30 protein-coding genes and 1 tRNA gene are annotated in these 25,633 nt (G+C 66.6%); 14 read left to right on the top strand and 17 right to left on the bottom strand.

From position 1 onward, the window contains the following. Positions 1 to 106: 106 nt before the first annotated feature. Positions 107 to 424 (top strand): 2Fe-2S iron-sulfur cluster-binding protein, encoded by a 318-nt coding sequence (locus N4S67_RS27645; RefSeq protein WP_260996252.1) that lies wholly within the window; start codon positions 107 to 109, stop codon positions 422 to 424. Here N4S67_RS27645 and N4S67_RS27640 read toward each other — a convergent pair. The 4 genes from N4S67_RS27640 to N4S67_RS27625 form a co-directional block, all read right to left on the bottom strand. After that, entirely contained in the window at positions 412 to 1,479 is a 1,068-nt protein-coding gene (locus N4S67_RS27640; protein WP_260996251.1) for a CaiB/BaiF CoA transferase family protein, read from the bottom strand. The two genes, N4S67_RS27645 and N4S67_RS27640, sit on opposite strands and share 13 nt — an antisense overlap. Before the next feature lie 64 nt (positions 1,480 to 1,543). Then, positions 1,544 to 2,500 carry an LLM class F420-dependent oxidoreductase gene (locus tag N4S67_RS27635; RefSeq protein WP_260996250.1) on the bottom strand — a complete coding sequence of 319 codons (957 nt, stop codon included), beginning with the start codon at positions 2,498 to 2,500 and terminating at the stop codon, positions 1,544 to 1,546. A gap of 100 nt (positions 2,501 to 2,600) precedes the next feature. Further along, on the bottom strand, positions 2,601 to 2,999 hold the full coding sequence (locus N4S67_RS27630; protein ID WP_260996249.1) for a cobalamin B12-binding domain-containing protein: 399 nt from the start codon (positions 2,997 to 2,999) through the stop codon (positions 2,601 to 2,603). Then, on the bottom strand, positions 2,999 to 4,576 hold the full coding sequence (locus N4S67_RS27625) for a methylmalonyl-CoA mutase family protein (RefSeq protein WP_260996248.1): 1,578 nt from the start codon (positions 4,574 to 4,576) through the stop codon (positions 2,999 to 3,001). The genes N4S67_RS27630 and N4S67_RS27625 overlap by 1 nt, the downstream gene beginning before the upstream one ends. A gap of 202 nt (positions 4,577 to 4,778) precedes the next feature. Between N4S67_RS27625 and N4S67_RS27620 the strand changes: the two genes are divergently transcribed. From N4S67_RS27620 to N4S67_RS27605, 4 genes are read left to right on the top strand one after another with little or no spacing between them, the layout of a single operon-like run. Beyond that, on the top strand, positions 4,779 to 5,600 hold the full coding sequence (locus N4S67_RS27620; RefSeq protein ID WP_260996247.1) for an SDR family oxidoreductase: 822 nt from the start codon (positions 4,779 to 4,781) through the stop codon (positions 5,598 to 5,600). Further along, positions 5,597 to 7,111, top strand: coding sequence for a class I adenylate-forming enzyme family protein (locus N4S67_RS27615; RefSeq protein WP_260996246.1), 1,515 nt, complete (start codon positions 5,597 to 5,599; stop codon positions 7,109 to 7,111). The genes N4S67_RS27620 and N4S67_RS27615 overlap by 4 nt, the downstream gene beginning before the upstream one ends. Positions 7,112 to 7,124: 13 nt before the next feature. Further along, positions 7,125 to 7,439 carry a hypothetical protein gene (locus tag N4S67_RS27610; protein ID WP_260996245.1) on the top strand — a complete coding sequence of 105 codons (315 nt, stop codon included), beginning with the start codon at positions 7,125 to 7,127 and terminating at the stop codon, positions 7,437 to 7,439. 13 nt (positions 7,440 to 7,452) lie between these two features. After that, entirely contained in the window at positions 7,453 to 8,910 is a 1,458-nt protein-coding gene (locus tag N4S67_RS27605) for an adenylate/guanylate cyclase domain-containing protein (RefSeq protein ID WP_260996244.1), read from the top strand. Here N4S67_RS27605 and N4S67_RS27600 read toward each other — a convergent pair. After that, entirely contained in the window at positions 8,907 to 9,644 is a 738-nt protein-coding gene (locus N4S67_RS27600; protein ID WP_260996243.1) for an SDR family NAD(P)-dependent oxidoreductase, read from the bottom strand. The two genes, N4S67_RS27605 and N4S67_RS27600, sit on opposite strands and share 4 nt — an antisense overlap. 59 nt (positions 9,645 to 9,703) lie before the next feature. Here N4S67_RS27600 and N4S67_RS27595 point away from each other — a divergent pair, with 59 nt between their 5' ends. From N4S67_RS27595 to N4S67_RS27585, 3 genes are read left to right on the top strand one after another with little or no spacing between them, the layout of a single operon-like run. After that, on the top strand, positions 9,704 to 10,507 hold the full coding sequence (locus tag N4S67_RS27595; RefSeq protein ID WP_260996242.1) for a putative hydro-lyase: 804 nt from the start codon (positions 9,704 to 9,706) through the stop codon (positions 10,505 to 10,507). After that, positions 10,504 to 11,868: an MFS transporter gene (locus N4S67_RS27590; protein WP_260996241.1), complete on the top strand. Its 1,365-nt coding sequence runs from the start codon at positions 10,504 to 10,506 to the stop codon at positions 11,866 to 11,868. Before N4S67_RS27595 ends, N4S67_RS27590 begins: the two co-directional genes overlap by 4 nt. Before the next feature lie 13 nt (positions 11,869 to 11,881). Further along, positions 11,882 to 13,171, top strand: coding sequence for an MFS transporter (locus tag N4S67_RS27585; protein WP_260996240.1), 1,290 nt, complete (start codon positions 11,882 to 11,884; stop codon positions 13,169 to 13,171). Between the two features lie 52 nt (positions 13,172 to 13,223). Here N4S67_RS27585 and N4S67_RS27580 read toward each other — a convergent pair whose 3' ends face one another. Further along, the gene (locus N4S67_RS27580) at positions 13,224 to 14,486 is read right to left on the bottom strand and encodes an amidohydrolase family protein (protein WP_260996239.1); all 1,263 of its coding nucleotides are present in this window, start codon (positions 14,484 to 14,486) and stop codon (positions 13,224 to 13,226) included. Positions 14,487 to 14,511: 25 nt separating this feature from the next. On the opposite strand from N4S67_RS27580, the gene N4S67_RS27575 reads away from it, so the two are divergent. Then, complete coding sequence (locus N4S67_RS27575) at positions 14,512 to 15,345, top strand: AraC family transcriptional regulator (RefSeq protein ID WP_260996238.1); 834 nt, start codon at positions 14,512 to 14,514, stop codon at positions 15,343 to 15,345. Between the two features lie 9 nt (positions 15,346 to 15,354). Here the strand turns inward: N4S67_RS27575 and N4S67_RS27570 are convergent, their stop codons facing one another. Next, the gene (locus tag N4S67_RS27570; RefSeq protein ID WP_390893548.1) at positions 15,355 to 15,990 is read right to left on the bottom strand and encodes a TetR/AcrR family transcriptional regulator; all 636 of its coding nucleotides are present in this window, start codon (positions 15,988 to 15,990) and stop codon (positions 15,355 to 15,357) included. A 228-nt stretch (positions 15,991 to 16,218) separates the two neighbouring features. Between N4S67_RS27570 and N4S67_RS27565 the strand changes: the two genes are divergently transcribed. The 3 genes from N4S67_RS27565 (at position 16,219) to N4S67_RS27555 (ending at position 17,497) form a co-directional block, all read left to right on the top strand. After that, complete coding sequence (locus N4S67_RS27565) at positions 16,219 to 16,446, top strand: WhiB family transcriptional regulator (RefSeq protein WP_260996301.1); 228 nt, start codon at positions 16,219 to 16,221, stop codon at positions 16,444 to 16,446. Positions 16,447 to 16,513: 67 nt separating this feature from the next. After that, positions 16,514 to 16,756: a hypothetical protein gene (locus N4S67_RS27560; RefSeq protein WP_260996236.1), complete on the top strand. Its 243-nt coding sequence runs from the start codon at positions 16,514 to 16,516 to the stop codon at positions 16,754 to 16,756. 9 nt (positions 16,757 to 16,765) lie between these two features. Next, positions 16,766 to 17,497, top strand: coding sequence for a ZIP family metal transporter (locus tag N4S67_RS27555; protein WP_260996235.1), 732 nt, complete (start codon positions 16,766 to 16,768; stop codon positions 17,495 to 17,497). A 120-nt stretch (positions 17,498 to 17,617) separates the two neighbouring features. Here N4S67_RS27555 and N4S67_RS27550 read toward each other — a convergent pair. Then, a tRNA-Leu gene (locus N4S67_RS27550) sits at positions 17,618 to 17,700 on the bottom strand. 214 nt (positions 17,701 to 17,914) lie between these two features. Between N4S67_RS27550 and N4S67_RS27545 the strand changes: the two genes are divergently transcribed. Both N4S67_RS27545 and N4S67_RS27540 read left to right on the top strand, forming a co-directional pair. Beyond that, the gene (locus N4S67_RS27545) at positions 17,915 to 18,286 is read left to right on the top strand and encodes a hypothetical protein (RefSeq protein ID WP_260996234.1); all 372 of its coding nucleotides are present in this window, start codon (positions 17,915 to 17,917) and stop codon (positions 18,284 to 18,286) included. Continuing rightward, positions 18,283 to 18,615: a DUF3817 domain-containing protein gene (locus N4S67_RS27540; protein ID WP_260996233.1), complete on the top strand. Its 333-nt coding sequence runs from the start codon at positions 18,283 to 18,285 to the stop codon at positions 18,613 to 18,615. Before N4S67_RS27545 ends, N4S67_RS27540 begins: the two co-directional genes overlap by 4 nt. Here the strand turns inward: N4S67_RS27540 and N4S67_RS27535 are convergent. The 9 genes from N4S67_RS27535 to N4S67_RS27495 form a co-directional block, all read right to left on the bottom strand. After that, complete coding sequence (locus tag N4S67_RS27535; protein ID WP_390893556.1) at positions 18,593 to 19,963, bottom strand: MFS transporter; 1,371 nt, start codon at positions 19,961 to 19,963, stop codon at positions 18,593 to 18,595. The genes N4S67_RS27540 and N4S67_RS27535 overlap by 23 nt on opposite strands. Positions 19,964 to 20,103: 140 nt before the next feature. Next, the gene (gene rdgB / locus N4S67_RS27530; RefSeq protein WP_260996300.1) at positions 20,104 to 20,709 is read right to left on the bottom strand and encodes an RdgB/HAM1 family non-canonical purine NTP pyrophosphatase; all 606 of its coding nucleotides are present in this window, start codon (positions 20,707 to 20,709) and stop codon (positions 20,104 to 20,106) included. Beyond that, on the bottom strand, positions 20,706 to 21,488 hold the full coding sequence (gene rph / locus N4S67_RS27525) for a ribonuclease PH (RefSeq protein WP_260996231.1): 783 nt from the start codon (positions 21,486 to 21,488) through the stop codon (positions 20,706 to 20,708). Before rph ends, rdgB begins: the two co-directional genes overlap by 4 nt. 59 nt (positions 21,489 to 21,547) lie before the next feature. Then, entirely contained in the window at positions 21,548 to 22,321 is a 774-nt protein-coding gene (locus tag N4S67_RS27520) for a cyclic nucleotide-degrading phosphodiesterase (RefSeq protein WP_260996230.1), read from the bottom strand. A gap of 61 nt (positions 22,322 to 22,382) precedes the next feature. Further along, the gene (gene murI / locus N4S67_RS27515) at positions 22,383 to 23,204 is read right to left on the bottom strand and encodes a glutamate racemase (protein ID WP_260996229.1); all 822 of its coding nucleotides are present in this window, start codon (positions 23,202 to 23,204) and stop codon (positions 22,383 to 22,385) included. Further along, the gene (locus N4S67_RS27510) at positions 23,201 to 23,875 is read right to left on the bottom strand and encodes a rhomboid family intramembrane serine protease (protein ID WP_260996228.1); all 675 of its coding nucleotides are present in this window, start codon (positions 23,873 to 23,875) and stop codon (positions 23,201 to 23,203) included. Before N4S67_RS27510 ends, murI begins: the two co-directional genes overlap by 4 nt. A 40-nt stretch (positions 23,876 to 23,915) precedes the next feature. Next, a complete protein-coding gene (locus N4S67_RS27505; protein ID WP_260996227.1) occupies positions 23,916 to 24,887 on the bottom strand; it encodes a cysteine synthase in 972 nt (323 codons plus the stop codon). Position 24,888: 1 nt separating this feature from the next. Beyond that, complete coding sequence (locus N4S67_RS27500) at positions 24,889 to 25,194, bottom strand: MoaD/ThiS family protein (protein WP_260996226.1); 306 nt, start codon at positions 25,192 to 25,194, stop codon at positions 24,889 to 24,891. A gap of 24 nt (positions 25,195 to 25,218) precedes the next feature. Further along, positions 25,219 to 25,632, bottom strand: coding sequence for a M67 family metallopeptidase (locus tag N4S67_RS27495; RefSeq protein WP_260996225.1), 414 nt, complete (start codon positions 25,630 to 25,632; stop codon positions 25,219 to 25,221). Between the last annotated feature and the right edge of the window lies 1 nt (position 25,633).

Raw genomic sequence — 25,633 nt, 5'->3', positions numbered from 1 at the left:
TGTCTCCAACTCGCCGCGGCGGGCCATTACGATGATTGAGAATAGCGTATCAGTTAGCGAGAATGATATTCTCCCTTTGTCAGAACGTATGTACCAGGAGGAGTCGATGACGGCGGACCCGGCGCCGACCCCGCCCGTCGCCGACGCGAACGGGCAGGTGACGATCCTGCTCGATCGGAAGAAAGCGTCGGTGGCGCGCAAGGCCAACGAGACCCTTCTCGAGAGCGCCAGGCGCGCGGGCCTGTCCCCGCCGTTCTCCTGCGAAGCGGGCAACTGTGGCACCTGCATGGGCAAGCTCACCGAGGGCCACGCCACGATGCGCGTCAACGACGCCCTCGACGAGGACGAAGTCGAGGAGGGATACATCCTGACGTGCCAAGCTGTTCCGGACACCGACTCGGTGAGCGTTTCCTACGACGACTGAGGTGAGTGAACCTCTACGGCGCCGTGCTCGTCGATGCCGGGCGCGGGCCGGTACTCAGGCTGGTATCCATCGATCCGGATCGGGCTGCCCACCAATCGGTGCTCGCCGGCGGTCACGACCACCTCCGGAGTCGCCTCCAGGGCTTCGGGCAGCGTGCGTACCGCCGCCACCGGGATGCCGAGTGGGCTTAGGCGAGCCTCCCAATTCAACGCGGTATCGCCGGCCAACGCGGCCGCGACCAGGGCCAGCACCTCATCGCGGTTGGCGGCGCGCTCGGCCATCGTCGGGAAGCCCTCGATGCCGGCCTCGGCACTGAAGGTGCGCCAGAAACCGTCATGGGTGATGAACAGCGCCAGGTAGCCGTCCGCAGTCAAGAACAATTGCGCGGGAACGTAATAGGAGTGCGCACCGAACGGATAGCGCTGCGGCGCGGCACCGTCGTTCAGGTAGGCAGATGCCCGGTAGTTCAACTGCGAGAGCATCACATCGCGCAGACAGACGTCGACTTGGCCGCCGCGGTTGGACACGATCTGGGCGAGCAGGCCCAGTGCCGCCGTCAGTCCGGTGGAGTTGTCGGCCGACGAGTAACCGGGCAACGTGGGCGGTCCGTCTGGGTGTCCGGTCATCGCGGCGACGCCGGTCGCCGCCTGGATGACGTAGTCGAAGGCCGGGTCGTCGCCGCCGTCGAGCCCGAATCCGGTCAGCGCCACACACACAATGCGCTCGTTGTGCGCCCGAAGCGACTCGTAGGTCAGGCCGAGCCGCCGTATCGCCGACGGTTTCATATTCACCAGCAGCGCATGCGAATCGGCGACCAGTTCCCCCAGCCGCCGGCGTCCCGCATCCGACTGCAGGTCGAGCATCACGCTCTGCTTGTTGCGGTTCAGGCTCGCGAAGTAGCTATCGCTCACCTGGCGCGAGATCTCGCCACCTGGCGGCTCGATCTTGATGACCTCGGCGCCGAGGTCGGCCAGGAGCATCGTCGCGTACGGACCGGCCAACATCACGCCGACCTCGATGATGCGGATACCGGCCAGCGGTCCCTCGGTGGTCACCGCTGTGCGTTCTGGCTCTTCATGGCCTGCTCTTCGCCCGAGAGGCTCATCGCGGCGCAAGCGCTCATCGCAGGCGCTTCCCCAACTCCGCGATCACCTCACGCGTGCGGTATTTGGATGCCACGAGTTCGTCGCGGTTCTCGCCGATCGGCAGCAGCCGTACCGACAGGTCCGTCACACCCGCGTCGGCGAACATCTGGAATCGACGCAGGATCTGTTCCATGTCGCCCGCGGCGCACAGATCGCCGACGTTGCGCGCATCACCGCGGTCCAGCAGCCGCTGGTAGTTCGGCGATGTCTCCGCCTCCGCGAGAATGCGATTGGCCCGATCCTTGGCCGCGTCGATCTCCGAATTCGCGCAGAGGCACACGGGAATACCGGCGACGATGCGCGGCGCCGGCCTACCGGCTTCGGCGGCGGCCTTGTTGATCTTGGGCGCGATGTGCTCACCGATGGCTTTCTCGTCGGCCATCCACAGCACGGTGCCGTCGGCCCGCTCACCCGCGATCTGCAGCATCACCGGACCCAACGCGGCCACCAGCACCGGCAGCGGCTTCTCGGCGCCGAGCACGGTCGGGTTGTGCACCGTGAACGAATCGTTCTCCACATCGATATCGCCGGGACCGGCAAGAGCGGCGTTCAACACCTCGAGGTAGTCGCGGGTGTAGGCGGCCGGCTTCTCGTACGGGATGCCGAGCATGTCCCGCACGATCCAATGGTGCGAGGGACCGACGCCGAGCGCGAGCCGCCCACCGGCCATCGCGTGTACCGAAAGCGCTTGTCGCGCAAGCGCAATTGGGTGCTGTGCCTGCAGCGGGATCACCGCGGTGCCGAGTTCGATCCTGGATGTGTGCGCGGCCATCAGCGAGACCATCGTCAGGCAGTCGAAGTCGTTGGGCACCTGCGGCATCCACGCGGTGTCCATCCCCGCGGACTCGGCCCACTCGATATCCGACACGAGCTTGCTGATCTTGCGGGTCATGTCGCCCCGCTCGGCCCCGATCATCACGCCGAGTCTCATGTCATTCCCTCCGCCCGGCGGGTTGTCGCCGAATGTGCGTCCACTGCGAAAAGTGCGGCCGAAACCCGCGCTGAGCGCACGTTCGGGGGCGGCACCGCGGTCACCGGTGCGCCTTCTCGGTCAGCGCGCGCACGTCGCGAACCAGATCCTCCAGCGAGGTGCCGGTCGGGAACACGGCGGCCGCACCGGCTTCCAGCAATTTGGGCACGTCCGACTGCGGGATGGTGCCGCCGACCACAACCGCTATGTCTCCCGCATCTGCGGCGCGCAGGGCGTCCACGGTGCGCGCGGTGAGCGCCAGATGCGCACCGGACAGGATCGAAAGACCCACCAATGCAACGTCTTCCTGAAGGGCGATCGACACGATGTCCTCGATGCGCTGCCGGATGCCGGTGTAGATCACCTCGAACCCCGCGTCACGCAGGGTGCGCGCGACGATCTTGGCGCCGCGGTCGTGTCCGTCCAGGCCGGGCTTGGCCACTAGTACGCGAGTCGCCATCAGAACACCACCGGTTGCTGGAACTCGCCCCATACCGCTTTGAGCGCCGAGACCATCTCACCCACAGTGCAGTACGCGTTGGCGCAGTCGACCAGTTTATGCATCAGGTTGTCGTCACCTTCCGCGGCGCGCGACAGCGCAGCCAACGCATCCGTGACAGCGGCCGGGTCGCGCTCAGCCTTGACCTTGGACAGTCGCTTGAGCTGCAGATCGCGTCCTTCGGCGTCCAGTTCATATGTCGATATCTCCGGCGGTGGCTCGTCGACGACGAACTTGTTCACACCGACGACCGGACGCTCCCCCGATTCGATCTCCTGATGAATCTTGTACGCCTCGTCGGCGATCAGCCCTTGCAGGTATCCATCCTCGATGCAGCGCACCATGCCGCCGTGCTCTTCGAGATCGTGCATGATCTCGATGATCTTCTCTTCGGTCGCGTCGGTGAGCGCCTCGACGAAATACGATCCGCCGAGTGGATCGGCGACCTTCGCGACGCCGGTTTCGTACGCCAGGATCTGCTGGGTGCGCAGCGCCAGCGTCGCCGACTCCTCACTGGGCAGCGCGAACGGTTCGTCCCACGCGGCGGTGAACATCGACTGGACGCCGCCGAGGACCGACGCCAGCGACTCGTACGCGACGCGCACCAGGTTGTTCTGCGCCTGAGGCGCATACAGCGAAGCGCCTCCCGACACGCAGCCGAACCGGAACATCGACGCCTTGTCGCTGGTGGCGCCGTAGCGCTCGCGCACGATGGTCGCCCACCGCCGCCTGCCGGCCCGGTACTTGGCGATCTCCTCGAAGAAGTCGCCGTGGGTGTAGAAGAAGAACGAGATCTGCGGTGCGAACTTGTCGATGGTCATCCGGCCGCGCTCGACAACGGTGTCGCAGTAGGTGACGCCGTCGGCGAGCGTGAACGCCATCTCCTGCACGGCATTGGCGCCGGCGTCACGGAAGTGTGCGCCGGCCACCGAGATCGCGTTGAACCGCGGCACCTCGGCGGCGCAGAACTCGATGGTGTCGGCGATCAAACGCAGCGAGGGCTCCGGCGGCCAGATCCACGTGCCGCGCGACGCGTATTCCTTGAGGATGTCGTTCTGAATGGTGCCGGTGAGCTTCTCGCGAGGCACGCCCTTCTTCTCTGCGGCGGCCACGTAGAAGGCCAGCAGGATGGCAGCGGTGCCGTTGATGGTGAAGCTCGTGCTGATCTTGTCCAGCGGGATGCCGTCGAACAGGATCTCGGCGTCGGCCAGCGTGTCCACCGCGACTCCGACCCGGCCGACCTCCTCGCCGTACTCGGGGTCATCGGAGTCGTAACCGCACTGGGTGGGCAGGTCGAGCGCCACCGAGAGGCCGGTACCGCCCTGATCCAGCAGGTAGCGGTAGCGGCGATTGGACTCCTCGGCGGTGCCGAAACCCGAGTACTGGCGAAACGTCCACAGCTTGCCGCGATAGCCACTCGCGAAGTTGCCACGCGTGAATGGATACGCACCCGGCGCTGGCGGGTCGCTTTCCCGGTCCGCCGGTCCGTAGACGGGCTCGAGCGGCAGGCCGGACGGAGTCTGGACTGGGTCGGTCATCACGGATAACGTACTTGCAAAAAATGAGAATGCCAATACCGCAGTGCGCAAACGTGCAGTCAGAAGGACCTGTCGTCACCGGCGGTAAGCGGCCGAAGGTCCCGTACACAGCGATTATGGGATTCGCTTAGAATGAGAATGCCAATACCGCTTCCGGAGCATCATCGGTAGCATCATCAGGACTGCCCGTCCGAGGAGGCCCATGTCCCCGTTCACCGACCGCACACTCGTGGTCTCCGGCGGCAGCCGCGGCATCGGACTGGCGATCGCGCTCGGCGCGGCCAGGCGCGGCGCGAACGTCGTACTGCTGGCCAAGACGGCCGAACCCCACCCCACACTCCCCGGGACGGTCCACACGGCCGTCGCCGATGTCGAGGCGGCCGGCGGCAAGGGCGTGGCGGTCGTCGGCGATGTGCGCAAGGAAGAGGACGTGCAGCGCGCGGTCGACACCGCCGTCGAGCACTTCGGCGGCGTTGACGTCGTCATCAACAACGCCAGCGCCATCGCGACCGAACCCACCGAGCAGTTGTCGGCCAAGAAGTTCGATCTGATGATGGACATCAATGTCCGGGGCACATTCCTGCTGACCAAGGCGGCGCTGCCCTACCTGCGCAAATCCCCCAACGCCGCAGTGATCACGCTCGCGCCGCCCCTGAACATGAGCCCGCACTGGTTGGGCGCACACCCGACCTACACCCTGTCGAAGTACGGCATGACGCTGTTGTCGCTCGGGTGGGCCGCCGAATATGCCGACGCAGGCATCGGTTTCTCTTGCTTGTGGCCCGAGACCTACGTCGCGACCTCGGCGGTGGCCAACCTGGCCGAGGGAACACTGATGTCTTCGTCGCGCAGCCCCGAGATCATGGCCGACGCCGCGATCGAGATCCTGTCCCGGCGAGCGGGCGAGGTCAACGGCCAGTGCTACATCGACTCCGCGGTGCTCGCCGAGGCCGGTATGACCGACCTGACGCGCTATGGCGGTGGCGACAGCCCAATCCTTGATATCTTCGTCGACAAATCATGAGCATCTCATTGCTGCTCGAGATGGCCGTCTCGAGCAATCCGGACCGGACCGCGCTGGTGTCCGGCGAGATGCGGCTGACCACAACCGAACTGAGCAGCCTCGCTGACGGAGGCGCCGGAGTTGTCGCGTCCACAGGCGCATCACACGTCGTCTATGTCGGGCTCGGCGGCGCCATGCTGCCTCTTTTGCTGTTCTCCGCGGCCAAGGCCGGCATACCGGTCACCCCGCTGAACTACCGGTTGAGCGGTGACGGCTTGCGCGAACTCATCGACCGCCTGCCCCAGCCGTTGGTGGTGGCCGACGCCGACTACCGCGATGTCGTCGAGGGTACGGGCAAGAAGGTCATCAGTTCCGACGAGTTCCTGGCCGCTGCCCGCACCGCCGAACCTGTTGCCGAGTTCCCCGACCCCGAAGACGTCGGCGTGGTGTTGTTCACCTCGGGGACCACGTCGCGGCCCAAAGCAGTTGAGCTGACACACAACAACCTGACCAGCTACATCACCGGAACGGTCGAGTTCGACTCCGCCGAGCCCGGTGACGCGGCGCTGATCTGCGTGCCGCCGTACCACATCGCGGGGGTCAGCGCGGCGCTGTCGAATCTGTACGCCGGCCGAAAGATGGTGTATCTGCCGCAGTTCGACGCGGCGGAGTGGGTTCGGCTGGTGCGCGACGAGGGTGTCACGTCGGCGACCGTCGTGCCGACGATGCTCGACCGCATCGTGACGGCACTGGAGTCCGACGCGGTCTCGCTGCCCACCCTGCGCACTCTCGCATACGGCGGGTCCAAGGTCCCACTTCCGCTCGTACGCAAGGCACTTGCGCTGTTGCCAGAGGTCGGTTTCGTCAACGCCTATGGACTCACAGAGACCAGCTCGACGATTGCGGTACTGACCCCCGACGACCATCGGGCCGCGTTGAGCGCTACCGACGACGCAGGCCTTCGCCGGCTCGGTTCGGTCGGCAAGCCGGTGCCGGGAATCGAAGTGCAGATCCGCGGCGAGGACGGAACGGTGCTCGGGCCCGGCGAAACCGGCGAGTTGTTCGTCCGCGGCGATCAGGTGTCCGGCCGGTACGCCGAGATCGGATCGGTGCTCGACGCCGACGGCTGGTTCCCCACCAAGGACGTCGCGATGCTCGACGAGGACGGCTACCTGTTCATCGGCGGCCGGTCCGACGACACCATCATCCGCGGCGGCGAGAACATCGCGCCTGCCGAGATCGAGGACGTGCTGGTCGAACACCCTGCGGTACGCGACTGCGCGGTAGTCGGGCCCGAGGATCCGCAGTGGGGTCAGATCATCGTCGCGGTGGTGGTTGCCGCCGACGGCGCCGAGCCCGAGCCCGACGAACTGCGCGAGCATGTTCGCGCGCAGCTGCGCGGATCACGTACGCCGGATCGTGTGGTGTTCCGCGACGAGTTGCCGACCAACGCGACCGGCAAGGTGCTACGCCGCGAGCTGATCGCCGAACTGACAGCCGAGAACGGCGCGCACGCGAGGAGCGCGAAATGAAAAGGAGCTCAACATGATCAAGAACGGCACCCGGCTGCAGAGCCAGGTCTGCGATACCCAGGTGATCGTCGTGCGCAGCGCCGAGAGCCTCGACGATCTGCGTGCGGGCGGGGTGCCGATGGTGCCGTTGGACAGCAAGGATGATCCGGCGAAGTCGTCCGAACTCACCATTGACCCCGAGTTCTCCGACGGCAACGTGATGGGCAAGCGCTACGTCGACGAGAACGGCGCCGAGGTGCTCGTCACCAAGGCCGGTGCGGGGACGCTGTCGGTCGGCGCCACAGCGCTCACCCTCAAAGAAGCCAAGCCGCTGCCGGCCAGCGACTGATACCTTCGGCCGGGTGAGGCCACGTCGCCTGCTGGTCCGTTATGCCGCCGGCCTGACGTTCGCCTATCTGCTGACCACGACCGAGGTAACGGCGCTCGTTGTGTCGCTGACCGGGCGCGGTGACCCCTCAAGCACGATCATCGTCGCCACGGTGGGCCTGATCGCCGCAGGCACCGTCACCGTCGCGATCGGAGCGGTGCGCATCGTGTCCCCGGCGCTGCGTTGGCTCGACCGCAGGGAGCCGACGGATTCCGAGCGCAGAACCGCGCTGAAGACGATGCGCAGGCAGTCGGCGCTGACCACCGCACCCTGGGTTCTTTCCGCTGCGGTGATGATTCCGTTGAACCTCGGCGCGGAGCCGGAAATGCAGGTGGTGATCGCCTCGGCTCTGCTGTTCGGAGCCATCGCGACGGTGTGCACCGGCTTCCTGTTCACCATGCGAACCCTTCGACCGATGCTGGCGGGTGTCACCAAGGATTTCAGCGAGATCACGCCGCTGACCGCCCCGGGGGTCCGGGCGAGGTTGCTTCTCGCATGGACGGTGTGCACAGCGCTTCCGGGTATCGCCATCGCCTCCCTTCTGGTCATGCGGTCGCGAGGCTGGATCATCGAGGAATCCACGCCGATCGAACTCGCACTCCTCGTGCTGGCACTCGTCGCGGTCGCCCTCGGCCTGCGGGCCATGATCCTGGTGTCGATCTCCATCTCCGACCCGGTGGGTGAGGTCGTGGCGGCGATGGCCGATGTCGAACGCGGCCGAATCGACCGGACGCTCGACGTCTACGAATGGTCTGAAATCGGCCATCTGCAAAGCGGTTTCAACCGAATGGTGGCCGGACTGCGCGAACGTGAGCGCCTTCGTGACCTGTTCGGCAGGCACGTCGGCGAAGAGGTCGTTCGCCGCGCCGTCGAGGAGAACGAGTCGCTGTCCGGCGACGAGCGTGACGTCGCGATCCTGTTCATCGACCTGGTGGGCTCGACGCAACTGACGGCGGTGCACGAACCGTCCGAGGTCGCCGAGATCCTCAACGAGTTCTTTCGGATCGTCGTCCACGAGGTCGACAAACGCCACGGTCTGATCAACAAGTTCCAGGGTGACGCCGCGCTCGCGGTGTTCGGCGCGCCCTTGCGCATCGACGGTCCGGCCTCGGCCGCATTGGCAACGGCCCGGGTGCTCGCCACCGAATTGCGTCGGCTGCCCGTCGATTACGGTATCGGCGTCTCGGCAGGCCCCGTCTTCGCCGGAAACATCGGTGCGGAGAACCGCTACGAGTACACCGTCGTCGGCGATGCGGTCAACGAGGCCGCGCGACTGGCCGACCGCGCCAAGGGTTTCGAGAGCAGGGTGCTGTGCTCGGATGCCGCTATCGGCCGCGCGGACGAGACCGAGCGCCTGCGGTGGACGGCGCGCGGCGCGGAGGTGCTACGCGGCAGGTCGGAGTCGACGCGGATGTCGACGCCTGTCGGCTAGGCATGTCGACTCGTCACCCCACCGTCGACCACGAGGTGGCTGCCGGTGACGAACGACGCTTTGGGCGACATCAGAAACGCCACCGCCGCACCGACTTCCGCGGGCTGTCCGATGCGACCCAGCGGTGCCGCCTGCTCGAAGCCGGTGCGAACCTCGTCGATGTCCAGTGCCATCTGCAGCATCGGCGTCTGAATGAAGCCGGGACACACCGCGTTGATGCGAATGCCCAACGGCCCCAGTTGCGCCGCCATCGACCGGGTCATCCCCAGCACGCCCGCCTTGGACGCGCAGTACGCGGGAATGTAGGGATTGGCGGCCAGACCCTCGATGCTGGCGATCCCGACGATCGCCGGGCCCGCACCCGCTTCCGCACTCCGTTCCAGATACGGCAGCAGCAGCTGAACCAACAGCGCTTGCGCGCGCAGGTTGACGTCGAGCACTGCGTCCCACGACGCCTCGGTGAATGCGCCCACGGGTTCGGGCAACACCCGCCCCGCGGCGTGCACCAGCCCGTCGATACCACTCAGCGCGGCGTCGGCCGCCTCGACGGCGGCCCGCATGGCCTCGGTATCGCAGACGTCCACCACCGCAGCCGGCATGCCGAGACCGTCCGCGACGGCGCCCACCTCCGGCGAGATGTCCCACAACGCCACCCTTCGGCCATCGGCCACCAGCGCCTCGGCGCTGGCCCTGCCGATCCCCGACGCCGCTCCGGTCACCACCACACCGCTCACATCCACCTCATTCGTCAGGTCCCGAGTTACTTGCATAGCGCAACGGGGAATGCAGGAGTATGGCTTTGGGTACCGCGGAGTCGGCGGTCGCGGCACGAACCCGAATCCGGGCCGGTCGGCATGCCGGTCCGACGAGCGGGCTCGCCCCCGGCTTCGCGCAGGCCAACCTCGTCGTGCTGGCCGCCGATGAGGCGCTGGACTTCCTGCGGTTCTGCGTGCGCAACCCGAGATCCTGCCCGCTTCTCGAAGTGACCGACATCGGGTCACCGCATCCGGTCGCGCTCGCTGCCGATGCCGATCTGCGGACCGACCTCCCGCGTTACCGTGTCTTTCGCGACGGCGAACTCGTCGACGAACCGACCGACGTGACGCGCTACTGGCGTGAGGACCTCGTCGGATTCCTGCTCGGCTGCTCGTTCACCTTCGAGTGGGCGCTCGCCGCGGCCGGCCTGCCGCTCGCGCATCAGGCGCAGGGCGTCAACGTCCCGATGTACCTCACGTCGCGACGCTGTGTGCCCGCCGGGCCCTTCGCCGGCCCGCTCGTCGTGTCGATGCGGCCCTTCGCACCCGAGGACATTCCCCGCGCCGCCGCGGTCGCCGCGCGGTTCCCAGCCATGCACGGAGCGCCCGTTCACATCGGGGACCCCGCCGCGCTCGGCATCGCCGACCTTTCTGCGCCCGACTTCGGCGACCCGGTTCGGATCGGGCCCGGAGAAGTCCCGGTCTTCTGGGCGTGCGGGGTGACGCCGCAGGCTGTCGCACTCGAGTCCCGTCCGGGGCTGGCGATCTTTCACGCGCCCGGCCATATGTTCATCACCGATCGAGCCCATGTCGAATTCGATTGTCAGGAGCAAGCGCTATGACCGTCCATGACACGCCTCGGCGGCACGTCGAACCCGTGGAGATCCGCAGAGCAGTGCGCGGCGCCGCGATCGGCAACACCGTCGAATGGTTCGACTTCGCGATCTACGGCTTCCTGGCGACCTACATCGCGGAGAAGTTCTTCCCGCCCGGCGACGAAACGGCGGCGCTGCTCAACACGTTCGCGGTCTTTGCCGCGGCGTTCTTCATGCGGCCTCTCGGCGGGTTCTTCTTCGGACCGCTCGGCGACCGGATAGGTAGGCAACGAGTACTCGCCCTTGTCATCATTCTGATGTCGGTCTCGACGCTGGCTATCGGTTTGGTGCCCAGCTACGACACCATCGGCGTGTTCGCGCCGCTGCTGCTGCTGTTCCTGCGGTGCGTGCAAGGTTTTTCGGCGGGCGGCGAATACGGCAGCGGTGCGTGCTTTCTGGCCGAGTACGCGCCCGACAAACATCGCGGTTTCGTCGTGTCCTTCCTGGTGTGGTCGGTGGTCGTGGGGTTCCTCCTCGGGTCGGTGACGGTCACCGGACTCGAGACGCTGCTGTCGGAAAGCGCGATGGACTCCTACGGTTGGCGCATCCCGTTCCTGATCGCCGGTGCGCTCGGCGTGGTCGGGCTCTACATCCGGTTGCGTCTCGGTGACACACCGGACTTCGAGCAACTGCGCGACGAGGGCGAAGTCGCATCGTCTCCGCTGAAGGAGGCGATGCGGACATCGTGGCGACCGATTCTTCAGATCACCGGCCTGGTGATCGTCCACAACGTCGGTTTCTACATCGTCTTCACCTTCCTGCCAAGCTATTTCACCAAGACGCTCGAGTTCACCAAGACCGACGCGTTCGTGTCGATCACAATCGCCAGCCTGGTGGCGATGATCCTGATTCCCCCGCTCGGCGCCCTGTCCGACCGGATCGGCCGCAAACCGTTGCTGTTCGCGGGCGCGCTCGGCTTCGCCATCTTCGCCTACCCGCTGTTCGTGTTGCTCAACACCGGTTCGCTCGTCGCGGCGATCGCCGCACACGCGGCGCTGGCGGCCATCGAGTCGGTGTTCGTGTGCGCCTCGCTGGCCGCGGGTGCGGAGTTGTTCGCGACCAGGGTGCGCTCCAGCGGCTACTCGATCGGCTACAACGTGTCCGTCGCGGTGTTCGGCGGCACGGCGCCCTACGTCGCGACGTGGCTGGTGGACCGGACCGGAAACGACATCTCGCCCGCCTATTACGTCATCGCCGCCGCCGTCGCCACCTTCCTGACGGTGCTCACGATGCGCGAGACCGCGGGCAGGCCGCTGAGCCGCCTCGTCGAAAAGCAGATAGCGCACACGGATTCGCCACGAACGGCGCGCCACGGTGGCGAGGGCTAGCAGACTCGACGCCATGACGACGACAGTCCCCCAGCGCACGTCACCGCTGCGCGTGGCACTGGCCAGCTTCATCGGAACGACGGTCGAGTTCTACGACTTCCTCATCTACGGCACGGCGGCGGCGCTGGTCTTTCCCGAGTTGTTCTTCCCCGCGGTGTCGCCCGCGACGGGACTGCTGTTGTCGTTCGCGACATTCGGCGTCGGATTCGTCGCCCGTCCGCTCGGCGGCATCGTGTTCGGCCACTTCGGCGACCGCCTCGGACGTAAACGCATGCTGGTGTACTCGCTGCTGGTGATGGGCGGCGCGACGGTTCTCATCGGCCTACTGCCCACGTATGAGCAGATTGGCTTGGCGGCCCCAATCCTGTTGACGTTGTTGCGGCTTGCCCAGGGATTCGCCGTCGGCGGTGAATGGGGCGGGGCCACGCTGATGGCCGTCGAGCACGCGTCTGACGGGCGCAAGGGGCTGTATGGTGCCTTTCCGCAGATGGGCGCGCCCGCGGGCACCGCCACCGCGACGCTGGCGTTCTACCTGGTTTCTCTGCTGTCCGACAACCAGTTCCTGGCATGGGGCTGGCGTATCCCGTTCTTGGCCAGCGCGGTGCTGATCGTCATCGGCCTGGCGATCCGGTTGTCGCTGACCGAGAGTCCCGATTTCGACGCGGTACGTCAACGCTCCGAAGTCGCGCGCATGCCGATCGCGGATGCGTTCCGCAGGCACTGGAAGCAGATTCTTCTGGTCGCGGGCGCATACCTTTCACAAGGCGTGTTCGCCTACATCTGTGTGGCATATCTGGTGTCGTACGGCACGACGGTCGCCGGAATTGACCGCACCCAAGCACTTTTCGGGGTGTTCGTCGCCGCGGTGGTCGCCGTCGCGACCTATCCGGCGCTCGGCGCGCTGTCGGACGTCGTCGGCCGCAAGCCGGTGTTCCTCGCGGGTGTCGTCGCGATGGGAGTGGTGATCTGGCCCGCATTCGTGTTGATCAACACCGGGAACTCGGCGATGTTCATGCTCGCGCTGCTGCTGGTGTTCGGGCTCGCGATGGCGCCCGCCGCCGGCGTGACAGGCTCGTTGTTCAGCCTCGCGTTCGACGCCGACGTTCGCTACAGCGGCGTGTCCATCGGCTACACGCTGTCGCAGGTGCTGGGTTCGGCGTTCGCACCGACGATCGCCACCGCGCTTTACGGCGCGACCAAATCGAGCAACTCGATCGTCGCCTATCTCGTTGTGGTGTCGGTGATCTCCGCTGTCTCGGCCTGCTTCCTTCCGGGCGCGTGGACCCGCCGAGACCGGCGCTGATCAGGGTCCGTCGGCTGAGCCGACAATCAGGGTTCGTCGGCTGAGCCGACAATCAAGCCTTTGCGAGCTGCTTCTCGTTGTAGAGCCGAGCCCATTCCTTGCGCGGCCGGATCGAGACATCGACGTCGGTGGCCTTGGCGCGCAGCGCGCCGGCCGTCGCCTGTTCGCGCGGTGTCAGCTTGAAGGGGTCCCAATTGAAGAACCGGCAGGAGTTCTGCCAGGTGATCTTGTTGATGTCGCTGTCGTCGGCGCCCGCCGCGTTCAGTTCGGCCAACACCTGCTCGGGTGCGTCGGGCCAGAAGCAGTCGGAGTGCGGGTAGTCGCACTCCCAGGCGATGATGTCGATGCCGATCTCGTGACGCAGTTTCAGCGATGTCTTGTCGGTGACGTAGCAGGCCAGGGAATGCTCACGGAACACGTCGCTGGGCAGCTTGTCGCCGAAGTCGCGGCGCAGCCACTTCTGGTTGGTGTAGTGCCGGTCGCTGCGATCCAGATAGAAAGGGATCCAACCGATCCCGCCTTCGGAGAAGGCGAACTTCAGGTCGGGGTAGTTGCGCATCGCGGGGCCCCACAGCAGATCCTGCGCGCACATCGCCGATACCTGGGTGGCCAGGATGATCAGGTTGTCGATCGGCGCGTTGGGCGCCATGCTGATCGCCCCGAACCCCGTCCCGATGTGCAGGCACATCACGACGTTCTCCTCCGACAACGTCCGGAACACCGGACCCCAGTACTCCTCGTCGTGATAGCTCGGAAGTCCCTCCAGGTGAGGCAGTTCGGGCATGGTGACCGCCCGGCAGCCCTTGGCCGCGACCCGGCGGATCTCGGCGCACATCGCTTCGGGATTCCATGTCGGCAGCACCGCAATCGGAATGAAGCGGTCCGGGTAGGAACCGGCCCACTCGTCGATGTGCCAGTCGTTGTAGGCCGACACCATCACCAGGGTGACCTCCTCGCGGTGCATGTTGAGGTGCCGCGCGGAGAACCCGGTGAAGGTGGGGAAGCACATCGAGGCGAGAATGCCGTTGCGGTTCATGTCGCGGACGCGCTCGTGCACGTCATACACCCCCGGGCGCATCTCGGCGAAGCCCGCGGGGTCGCGGCCCCACTCCTCGGCCGGCCAGGACACCACGGCGTTGAGCCCGCTCACGCCCTGCGGCCTGCCTTGATACATCCACTGGTCGACGCCCTTGTCGTCGGTGACCACGATCGGCGCCTCGTCCTTGTACTTGGCCGGGACATGGCGCAGGAACATGTCGGGAGGTTCCACGACGTGGTCGTCGATGCTCACCAGGATCAGGTCGTCGATGTTCATATCCCAAGTAGTACCGTCTAACAACGTGACCGTCTCCGCGCTTTCGGACAGGAATTTAGCCGAAACGGCCAAGCTCGGTGGCCGGGTCATCGAGTTGCGCCGAGGCGGCCGCGCGTTGGGGGGCAGCTACCTCTACGAGGGTGACGGGCTGATCACCGGTTGGCACTCGCACGAAGTGCACCAGATCGAGTACGCCATCGGCGGCGTCGTGGAGGTCGAAACCGACGCCGCGCACTATCTCCTGCCGCCACAGCAGGCAGCCTGGCTGCCGGCCGGCCTGGCGCATCAGGCGACAATGAACGCCGACGTCAAGACCGTCGCGGTGATGTTCGACCCGCAGTTGATTCCCGATCCGGGTGACCGCGCCCGCATCCTGGCGGTGTCGCCCCTGATCCGGGAGATGATGATCTACGCGCTGAGGTGGCCGATCGACCGTTCACACGGTGACGAGGTTTCCGACGGCTTCTTCCGCACCCTGGCACACCTGGTTTCGGAGGCGCTCGATCACGAGGCGCCGCTGAGCCTGCCGACCTCTGACCATCCGATCGTGTCGTCGGCGATGGCCTACACCAAGGCGCACCTGGACTCGGTGACGGCCGACGACGTCAGCCGTGCGGTCGCGGTGTCGGAGCGCACGCTGCGGCGACTGTTCCACGACACACTCGGCCTGTCCTGGCGCGCCTACCTGCTGCACGCGAGGATGCTGCGGGCGATGGCGCTGCTGGCCTCCCCCACACAATCGGTTCAGGAGGCGGCGACGGCGGTCGGCTTCGACAGCCTCAGTTCCTTCACCCGGGCATTCAGCCAGTTCTGCGGGGAAACCCCGACCACGTACCGCAAGCGCGTCGGGGGCACGTAAGCCCGGGCGCTACTCGTCGTCGTAGTCATGGGTGTGGCGAAGCTGCCCCTCGCGCAGCAGCGCGTCCGTGGCGGTCTGCCAGCGGCGGAGCTGGTCCGGCGAATCGAAGCGCTCAGGCAGATGCCGCTCGATGTGGCCGCGCAGGATGAGCGTGCCCAGCGCCAGCACCAGCGCGTTGAGCGCCGCCCAGGTCATATCGAGATCGGGCCGTGTCTCGCCGTTGTCCCGGCGCTGTTCCCAGCGCGCCATGCCGAGTTCCGCCAGCTGGTCGAAGATCATGTTGCCCAACGGGCTGCCGTCGACGAGTGCTCGCCCCACGTAGTCCACGATGACGGGCTGCTCGCGGATGAATCTCACGACTCGATTTCCGATCTCGACAATGGAGTCTGCCGGTGGGTCGGGAATGGGTCGCGACACCGTCGCGAGCACCGTGCCCATGACGTGGTCGTCCACGGCCTTGATCAGACCGGCTTTGGTCGCGAAATGGTGCTGGACAAGCCCGAGGGACACTCCCGCGGCACCCGCGACCGTTCGCAGCGACGTGGCCGACGCCCCGTCCCGCGCGAAGCAGTTCAAAGCGGCGTTGCGAATCCGCTCGACACTCGAGAGCTCGTCCGCTCCGCTTCCGTCAATTTCCGACAGCACAGTCAATATTCACCCACAGGTTCGGTTTGCCCGCCCGGGGCGGTGGGCAATACGTCTGTAACGGATTTCCGATACAATTGTATTGTCAGTTGATCGGTTAAGAGAAGTCCCAGGTCAGAGGTTTTACGTCGGGGGACACCGAACATCAATCGCGCAATATCGGGGGAGGCGAACTCTGTGACGGTCACAAATTCGATAGAGATCGCAGACCTTCCGGCCCTGCCGTGCATGCGCGATCCGGACCGGTGGACGACAGTCGCCGACGACGGCGCCAAGGCGCTTTGCCGTGAATGTCCACGTCGTTGGAAGTGCGCGCAGGAAGCGTGTGAGACGTCGGGCGCCGAAGGGCTGTGGGCGGGCATTCTGATCCCCCATGCTGGTCGCGGACGGCGCTTCGCACTCAAGCAATTACGCGCCCTCGCCGAGCGCAACGGATACCCCGTCCGAAAAAACTGAGTTTCAACGCTCCGCGAATTGGGCAACTTCTGAGCAACCATATCGGGTTAGCTGACAGGAGTGGACCATGCGCGACGGGGACCCCGCGGGCACCAAGGAACCGATGGCAGAGGCGATCGGCACCACCGGCCTCTTCCTCAACGTCACCGCAGTAATCGCCATCGCAGTTTGCCTCGCCGGCTGGACCTCGTCCGATGCCACACTCGCGCTGCTGGCCGGCGCCATCGCGGTCATCAGCTTCGTCAGCAGCATCCTGTGCTTCCTCGCGCAGGCGGAGGAACGCGAGCGCCAGCAGGTCACGGTTAGCTGACCTGAGCCCGTGCTGACCGCGGTGTACTTCGGTTTGGCCGCGTCGAGCGCGCTCGTCATCGGCGCGCTCGTCGGGGCCCGCTGGGACGCGCCCAAGCGCCTGACCGGAGTGCTTCTTGCCTTCGCCAGCGGGGCGCTCATCTCGGCGCTGGCATTCGAGTTGTTCGAGGAATCGTTCCACTTGGGCGGCGCGGTGCGCGCCGGTCTCGGGTTGTTGGCGGGTGCGGCGACGTTCGTTGCCGTCGACACGCTGCTGGACCGCTACGTCAGCGGCAAGTCCGGGCCCGACGAGCGCGAGATGATGGCGAGCGGCGCGCGGAAAGGTGTGGGACTGGCGCTGCTCGCGGCGGTGACGCTCGACGGCGTACCGGAGAACCTCGCGCTGGGAGTGTCGTTGGTCAGTGGCGCCTCGCTGTCGCTGCTGGTGGCGATCTTCTTCTCCAACCTGCCCGAGTCTCTGGTCGGCGCTGTCGCGATGCGCAACGGCGGAATGAGTCCACGCACGGTGGTGATGACGTGGGTGGCCTGCGCGGTCCTGTTGGCCGCTGCGGTCGTCCTCGGGCGGGCAACCGCGAGCGGCATGAGCGAGGACATTCTCTCGGTGGCGCTGGCCTTCGCGGGGGGCGCGGTGCTGGCGTCGTTGGCCGACACACTGATGCCAGAGGCGTTCGAGCACGGCCGGCCACTGAACGCCTTCGCCACCGCGGCCGGCTTCTTCCTGTCGTTCGTGCTGGCCGCCTAGGAATCCTCGCCGACGAAATAAGCTGTGCGGGTGGCATCCACGCGCGACGAGACCGTCGCCGGGGGCGGGCAGTGCACGGTGGTGGTGGACGACATGCCCGACGAGCGTCATCGAGAAGAGTGCGCGAGGGGGGAGTCGAACCCCCACGTCCGTCCGGACAATAGAACCTAAATCTATCGCGTCTGCCATTCCGCCACTCGCGCGTGGGCGTGCCGATCCTACCGCTTCGCTTCAGGTCGGACTTGTCGGCGGAGCGGGATACCTTTCGCACCACGCGATCGGCCGAGCAGTTCCAACGAGGCGAAACATCTCATGGCCGAAGGCACAAGCACGAACGGCCAATCAAGCCACAACCCGGCGCCACCGCCCGCCTCGGCGAGTTCGTCGGGCCGAAGTCCCGCGCGGTACCGTTGGACGGTGTCCACTACGCGGCGTAGCAGACCGGCGCTCATCCTTTTGGTGATCGTCGGCGCTACCGGTTGCCTGGCGCTGGCCTGGTGGCAGTGGACCCGTTTCGAGTCCTCGTCGGGCAGCTTTCAGAACCTCGGCTATGCGTTGCAGTGGCCGCTGTTCGCCGGCTTCGTCGTGTACGCCTACTACAAGTTCGTGCGCTACGAAGAAGCCCCACCCGAGCCGCGGCGACCCGACGAGGTCACCGAGATCCCCGACGGCCTGCTGCCCGAAAGGCCCAGAGCGACAACCGCTTCGGACGCCGACCCCGCGCTGCGCGAATACAATGCCTACCTCGCCGAACTGGCGAAGAACGACAAGGAACAACCGACGACATGACCGATACCACCTCGCCATCCGTCGAAAGCATCCGTAAGGCGCTGCTGGGCTACCGTGTGCTCGCCTGGACGACGGGCATCTGGCTCATCGCTCTGTGCTACGAGATGGTGATGAAGTACGTCTACGGCGTGGAGGGGTTGAATTGGATCGCCGTCGTTCACGGCTGGGTCTACTTCATCTACCTGCTCTTCACCGCCAACCTCGCGGTCAAGGTTCGCTGGCCCATCGCCAAGACCATCGGCGTGCTGCTCGCAGGCACCATTCCGCTTGTCGGAATCGTCGTCGAGCAGGTGCAGACCAAGGAGATCAAGGACCGCTTCGGTCTGTGACCAACGCCAGGTCGTCGGCAGCATCGTCCACAGACTGCGCGTCGGGTTTCGGGATGGCCAGCGCGATCAGCGCAGCGACGAGAGCCGCGCCCGCCGCGATCAGCAGTGCCGCGCGAAGGCCTGCCAAAGACGGCACCTGCTGACCCGCCAAGGTGGTGGTCATCGCCGCGAGCACCGCACCGATCACCGCGCTGGAGATCGAGGTGCCCAACGACCGTGCGAGCGCATTGATTCCGTTGGCCGCCGCCGTCTCTGACATCGGCACGGCTGCGTTGATCAACGCGGGCAGCGAGGAGAACGCGAAGCCCACCCCGACGCTGACCAAGACGTTGAACACGCACAGCTGCCACGCGCTGTTCATCAGCCACAGTCCGGCAAGATAGCCACCGGCGACGATCGACGCCCCGACGATCAACGTAAAGCGCGGACCACGCACGGCCGCCACCCGTGCCGCTATCGGCGACGACAGCATCATCGCCAGCCCGCCCGGCGCCATCCACAAGCCGGTGTTCAGCAGCGACTGGCCCAGCCCGTAGCCCGTCTCGCTGGGCAACTCGAGGATCTGGGGGGCGATCAACGACATCGCGAACAGCGAGAACCCCACCGCGATCGACGCCAGGTTCGTCGTCAGCACCGGGCGCCTCGCCGTCGTCCGCAGATCGACCGTCGGCGAGGCCACCCGCAACTGCCAGAACCCGAACAGCACGAAGGTCACCAGCGACCCGCCGAACAACCCCAGCGTGATCGCGCTCGTCCAGCCCCAGCTGGACCCCTTCGAGATCGCCAGCAGCAGCGCGATCAACCCGGCGGCAAGCCCGAGCGCCCCGAGCGGATCCAGTCGGTCCGCCGACGTGGCCGGTACCGCGGGCACCAACGTCGCGAACAGCACCAGGCCGAGCGCGCCGAGGCCCGCAGACACCCAGAACAGCATGTGCCAGTCGAAGTTCTCGGCGATGACCGCCGACAGTGGCAGGCCGAGTGCACCACCGACACCGAGGGAGGAACTCATCAAACCCATTGCGCTGCCGACCTTCTCGGGCGGTACCGCCGACCGCAGCACGCTGATGCCCAGCGGGATGATCGGGATGCCGAAGCCCTGCAGTGCCCTGCCGATGATCAGCGGCAACAGCGAGCTCGTCAGCGCGGCCACCAGAGAGCCAACCGTCAGTGCGATCGCACAGGCCATCAGGATCGGCTTCGGCCCGTACATGTCGCCGAGGCGACCGAACACCGGAGTCGCGACCGCGGCCGTCAGCAACGTCGCGGTGATCGTCCACGACGCGTTGGCCGGACTGGTCTGCAGCAGCGTCGGCAGTTCGGGGATCAACGGAATGATCAGCGTCTGCATCAGCGAGACGCTGATGCCGGCGGCGGCGAGCACCGCGACGAGAACGCCGGGATGCCGGTTCACTGTCGTACGGTCGCCGGCAGGCACTCGGGGATAGTACCCATTAGGTAGCCTATATAAAATTTGGCGGCGTCCGTCAGCTAGCCGGCGGCCAGCTCGCGCAGCGCAGGAACCAGCAGAGCCAGCGCACGTCCGCGATGCGACTGCGCATCCTTCTCCGGCGGGCTCAACTCCGCTGCCGTACGCGAAGAACCCGACGGCAGGAAGACCGGGTCGTAGCCGAACCCACCATCTCCGCGCGACGTCCGCACGATGCTGCCCCGCCATTCGCCGCGCACGACGAGTTCGCGTGCGGCTGACACCAGGGCGCACGCCGACACGAACGCGGCGCCGCGCCGCTCGTCGGGTACGTCGGACATCTGCCCCAACAGCAGCGCGGTGTTGGCGGCGTCGTCGCCGTGACGGCCCGACCAGCGCGCCGACAGCACACCCGGCATCCCGTTGAGCGCGTCGACTTCCAGCCCACTGTCGTCGGCGACTGAGGCCAGGCCCGTCGCCCGGTATGCGTCGCGCGCCTTGGCCAACGCGTTCTCCTCGAACGTCGCGCCGGTCTCGGGAGCCTCGTCGAATGCGGCGACATCGTCGAGCGACAGCAGCGTCAGGCCAGACACGCCCGCGGCGTCGAGCACCCGGTGCAACTCCGCCAGCTTCTTGCGATTGCGGCTGGCCACCAGCAGCGAGGTCAGCTTCCGAACGCCTTCTTGGGCGGGTCAGCCGATTCAGGCAGCGCGCCGGGATACGGCAATTCCAGAGCCTCACGCTGGATGACGAACACCTGCTCGCACGCGGCCATCGCGGCGTCGAGCATCTTGTCCAGCGTCGACCGCGGGAACGTCGCGCCCTCACCGGTGCCCTGAATCTCGACCAGAGTTCCGGTGTCGGTCGCGACGACATTCATGTCGACCTCGGCGCGCGAGTCCTCGGTGTAGGGCAGGTCCACCCGAATCCGTCCGTCGACCACTCCGACGCTGACCGCGGCGATGGCGCACGACAGCGGTCGCGGGTCGGAGAGCTTCCCCGCCGTCGACAGGTAGGTCACCGCGTCGGCCAGCGCGACGTAAGCGCCGGTGATCGCAGCGGTGCGGGTGCCGCCGTCGGCCTGCAGGACGTCGCAGTCGATCGCGATCGTGTTCTCCCCCAGCGCCCCGAGGTCGATGCAGGCACGAAGCGAGCGGCCGACGAGGCGGCTGATCTCCTGGGTTCGGCCACCGACGCGGCCCTTCACCGACTCGCGGTCGGACCGGTCATGGGTGGCCGCCGGCAGCATCGCGTATTCGGCCGTCAGCCACCCCTGCCCGGACCCCTTACGCCACCGCGGCACGCCCTCGGTGACGCTTGCCGTGCACATGACCCGGGTCTCGCCGAACTCCACGAGCACCGATCCAGCGGGATGCGTGGTGAAGCCACGGGTGATGCGGACCGGCCGCAACTCGTCGTCGAGCCTGCCGTCTTCTCGTCTGGACACGGGCCAACCCTATCGGGTCGCTCCGACGCGATCCGCGCACGCGAGGAGCAGATCAGGCGTCAGGAGCGCGTTACCTCAAATGTCTCATTACAGACGACCGCATGCACCGGTCCGTGGAACTCGGCCTTGGCCTCGCTGATCACGTCCTCGCGCGACGTCCACGGTGGAATGTGAGTGAGAAGTAGTTCGCCCACCCCGGCTTGGGCCGCGGCGCGACCGGCCTCGGTGCCCGACAGGTGCAGCTTCGGCGGATTCGACGGCGAGTGCGTCCACGACGCCTCGCACAGGAACACGTCGGCGCCGCGCGCCAGATCGACCAGCGTCTCGCAGTAGCCGGTGTCACCGCTGTAGACGAGCGTCGCGCCGGATGGGTCGGTGATCCGCATTCCGTAGGACTCGGTCGGATGGCAAACAAGCCGCGGCGTCACCGACAGCGTGCCGATCTGCACGGCCTGGTTGTCGGTCCAGTGACGGATGTCGAAGATGTCGGAGAAGTCGTCGATCTCGCCGCCCTCGGGGGATGACGCCGCGCCGAGGCGCGCCCACGTGTTGGCGGGGCCATACATGACCCCGCGCTCCTGCGCGGGCGAGGGATGGTAGCGGCGCCAGACGAACAGTCCCGGCAAGTCGAGGCAGTGGTCGGCGTGCAGATGCGACAACAGCACGTGCACGGCGTTCGGGTCGGCGTGACGCTGCAGTGCGCCGAGCACGCCCCCACCGAAATCCAGGACCAGGGGCGGGGTATCAGGCGCCGACACCAGGTAGCCGGACGCTGGCGAATCAGGCCCGACAACACTGCCGGAGCATCCGAGTACGGTGATTCGCACGCTCACTAGCTTGCCATGCCCGATATCCGCATGACGAAAACATCGACGCATTGAGCGACGAACGTCATTATTGGGCGCCCACGTGACGCTGAACAGGCCGGACGCCGTCGAGCGTCGGGCCGAGAAAGCGCGCTGCGAGGGCGGTGAAGGCCTCGGGATCACCAGTCGATTCGAAGCGTCTCGACACCGGCCCCGCGTCGTGCGGACGTAGCAAATCCAACTCGGTGAGCACCCGCAGCAGATCCTTGGCGGTCTCCTCGGCGCTGGACACCAAGCTGACCTGGTCCCCCAGCGCCAGCTGAATGAGGCCCGACAGCATGGGATAGTGCGTGCACCCCAACACCAGGGTGTCGACCTCGGTGCGCTGCAGCGGTTCGAGGTAGCCCTCGGCCAAACCGAGCACCTGCCGACCGCTGGTGACGCCGCGCTCGACGAAGTCGACGAAGCGTGGGCACGCCACCCCGATCACCTCGATGTCGCGCGCGGCGGCGAACGCGTCCTGGTACGCGCCCGAGGCGATCGTGGCGGCCGTTCCGATGACACCGATGCGACCGTTGCGGGTGGCGGCGACGGCTCGTCGCACCGCAGGCAGGATCACCTCGATCACCGGTATCGGCGCGTAGCGCTCGCGGGCGTCACGCAGACATGCCGACGACGCGGTGTTGCACGCGATCACCAGCGCCTTGACGCCGCGGGAGACGAGGTCGTCGCCGATTGCCAGTGCGTGCGCGCGGATCTCGGGGATGGTCAGTGGCCCGTAGGGTCCGTTGCCGGTGTCGCCGACATAGACGATGTCCTCGTCGGGCAGCTGGTCGATGATCGCGCGGGCCACGGTGAGCCCGCCGACGCCGGAATCGAATATGCCGACGGGCGCGAATGCGGATGTCACGGCGTCAGATACGGGTTCGTCGCCCCGAGCTTGCGTCGTTCCCTGGCCTTGCGTTCCGGCGCTGAGAGCCAATAGGCGGCGAGGACGCCGGCGACGGCGCCGCAGAGGTGGCCCTGCCACGACACCCCTGGGGTGCCTGGCAGCACACCCAACAGGACGCTGCCGTACACCAGCAGGACAATGACGCCGACGACGATCTCCCACGCCTTGCGGGTGAAGAAACCGAACACGATGAGGAACGCCAGCCAGCCGAAGATCAAGCCGGACGCCCCGATGTGAGTGGGCTCGCAGCGCACCCCGACGTAGGGACAGTGGACGCCGATGTTTCCGATCAGCCACGTGCCCAGGCCGCCGAGAATCCACACGATGGCGGTGGCGAAGATGAACCGCGACATACCGGCCAGCGTCATCAGGAATCCGAGCACGAGCATCGGGACGGTGTTGGCCATCAAGTGGTCCCAGTTCGAGTGCAGCAGCGGGGCAAAGAGAACGCCCCACAGCCCGTCGGCCTCCAGCGGCCGGATCCCGTTGTCGTCGATCCGATGATCCGACAGCGAGTCGAACAACTCGATGATCCAGAGCAGCACCACGAAGCTGACGACGGTCAGACCGCCGACCACCCATGCCGGCCGATTCTTCGGCTGCGGTGATGTGGCGGGCGGGTACGTCATGCGCGGCCGGCTTTCGTGTCTCGCTGGCCCGCGCGGCCCGTCAAGCCCATAGTTGCCCTTCCAGCGCGTCTTCGGCGTCATCCAGGCTACCGGCGTACGCGCCGGTCGACAGATACTTCCACCCGGCATCGCAGACGACGAACGCGATGTCGGCGTGTTCGCCCGCCTTGACCGCCTTGGCCGCCATACCGAGCGCGGCGTGCAGGATCGCTCCGGTGGAGATGCCGGCGAAGATGCCTTCGACCTGAACCAGTTCTCGGGTGCGCTTGACCGCGTCGTAGGAGCCGACCGAGTAGCGGGTGGTCAGCACGTCCGGGTCGTACAGCTCGGGGATGAACCCTTCGTCGATGTTGCGCAGCGCATACACGCCTTCGCCGTAGCGTGGCTCGGCGGCGACGATCTGCACGTCCGGTTTCTGCTCGCGCAGATAGCGCCCCGTGCCCATCAGTGTGCCGGTGGTGCCGAGGCCCGCAACGAAGTGCGTGATCTCGGGCAGATCGGCCAGCAGCTCGGGTCCGGTGCCCTCGTAGTGCGACAGCGAGTTCGCCTCGTTGCCGTACTGATACAGCATCACCCACGACGGGTTCTGCGCCGCAATTTCCTTCGCGTGCGCCACCGCGGTGTTCGACCCGCCCTCGGCAGGAGAGTAGATGATGCGCGCGCCGTAGAGCTCGAGGAGCTGGCGGCGTTCGATCGACGTGTTCTCCGGCATCACGCAGATCATCCGGTAGCCCTTCAGCAGGGCGGCCATGGCCAGCGAGATACCGGTGTTGCCGCTCGTCGGCTCGAGGATGGTGGCCCCCGGCTGCAGCAACCCTCGTCGCTCGGCATCTTCGATCATCCGCAGGGCCGGACGGTCCTTGATGGAACCCGTGGGGTTGCGGTCCTCGAGCTTGGCCCACAACCGCACATGGGGCCCGTCGGGTCCGTCGTCCCAGCGCGGCGAGAGTCGCGGCAGCCCGACGAGTGGTGTGCTGCCGAGCGCGTCGAGCAGCGAGTCGTGGCGGGTCAACCTAAGCCTTCTGTTCTTCGCGCAAGCGGCTCATCGCACCGCCCGCGACGGCAGGAAGGATGGTCACCGAATCACCGTCGGAGACCGCGGTCTCCAAACCCCCGGAGAACCGGACGTCCTCGTCGTTGACGTAGATGTTGACGAAGCGGTTCAGCTTGCCGTTCTCCATGAGGCGCTCGGAGATGCCCGAGTAGTTCGCTTCCAGGTCGCTGATCACAGCGCCCAGTGTGTCGCCGGTCGCGCTGACGCGCTTCTCGCCGCCGGTGTGCGTGCGCAGGATGGTCGGGATCGAGACGGTGATTGCCATGGGGGTGGGCCTTTCGGGCTGTCGCTAGTACTGCTCGACGATCTTGACGGGTTCTTCGGTGACGACGCCGTCGACGATGCGGTAGCTCCGCAGCTCGTGCTCGTGATCGTCGCGGGTGGACACCAGGACGTAGTGGGCGTCCGGCTCGGAGGCGTACGAGATATCGGTGCGGCTCGGATAGGCCTCGGTCGCGGTGTGCGAGTGGTAGATGACGACGGGCACCTCGTCGGCTGCGTCCATCGCCCGCCACACCTTGAGTTGCTCACCGGAGTCGAAGCGGTAAAACGTGGGCGAACGCTCGGCGTTGAGCATCGCGATGAACCGCTCTGGCCGATCGGAGCCCTCGGGCCCGGCGATCACGCCGCACGCCTCGTCCGGGTGATCGGCGCGAGCATGGGCGACCATCGCGTCGACAAGGTCGGCTCGGATCACCAGCACT

Origin of the sequence: Mycobacterium deserti (assembly GCF_025345615.1) — a bacterium.
In the GTDB taxonomy this organism is placed as follows: domain Bacteria; phylum Actinomycetota; class Actinomycetes; order Mycobacteriales; family Mycobacteriaceae; genus Mycobacterium; species Mycobacterium deserti.
The sequence above is the reverse complement of the archived record's forward strand: the minus strand, read 5'-3'. Positions and strand labels throughout refer to the sequence as shown.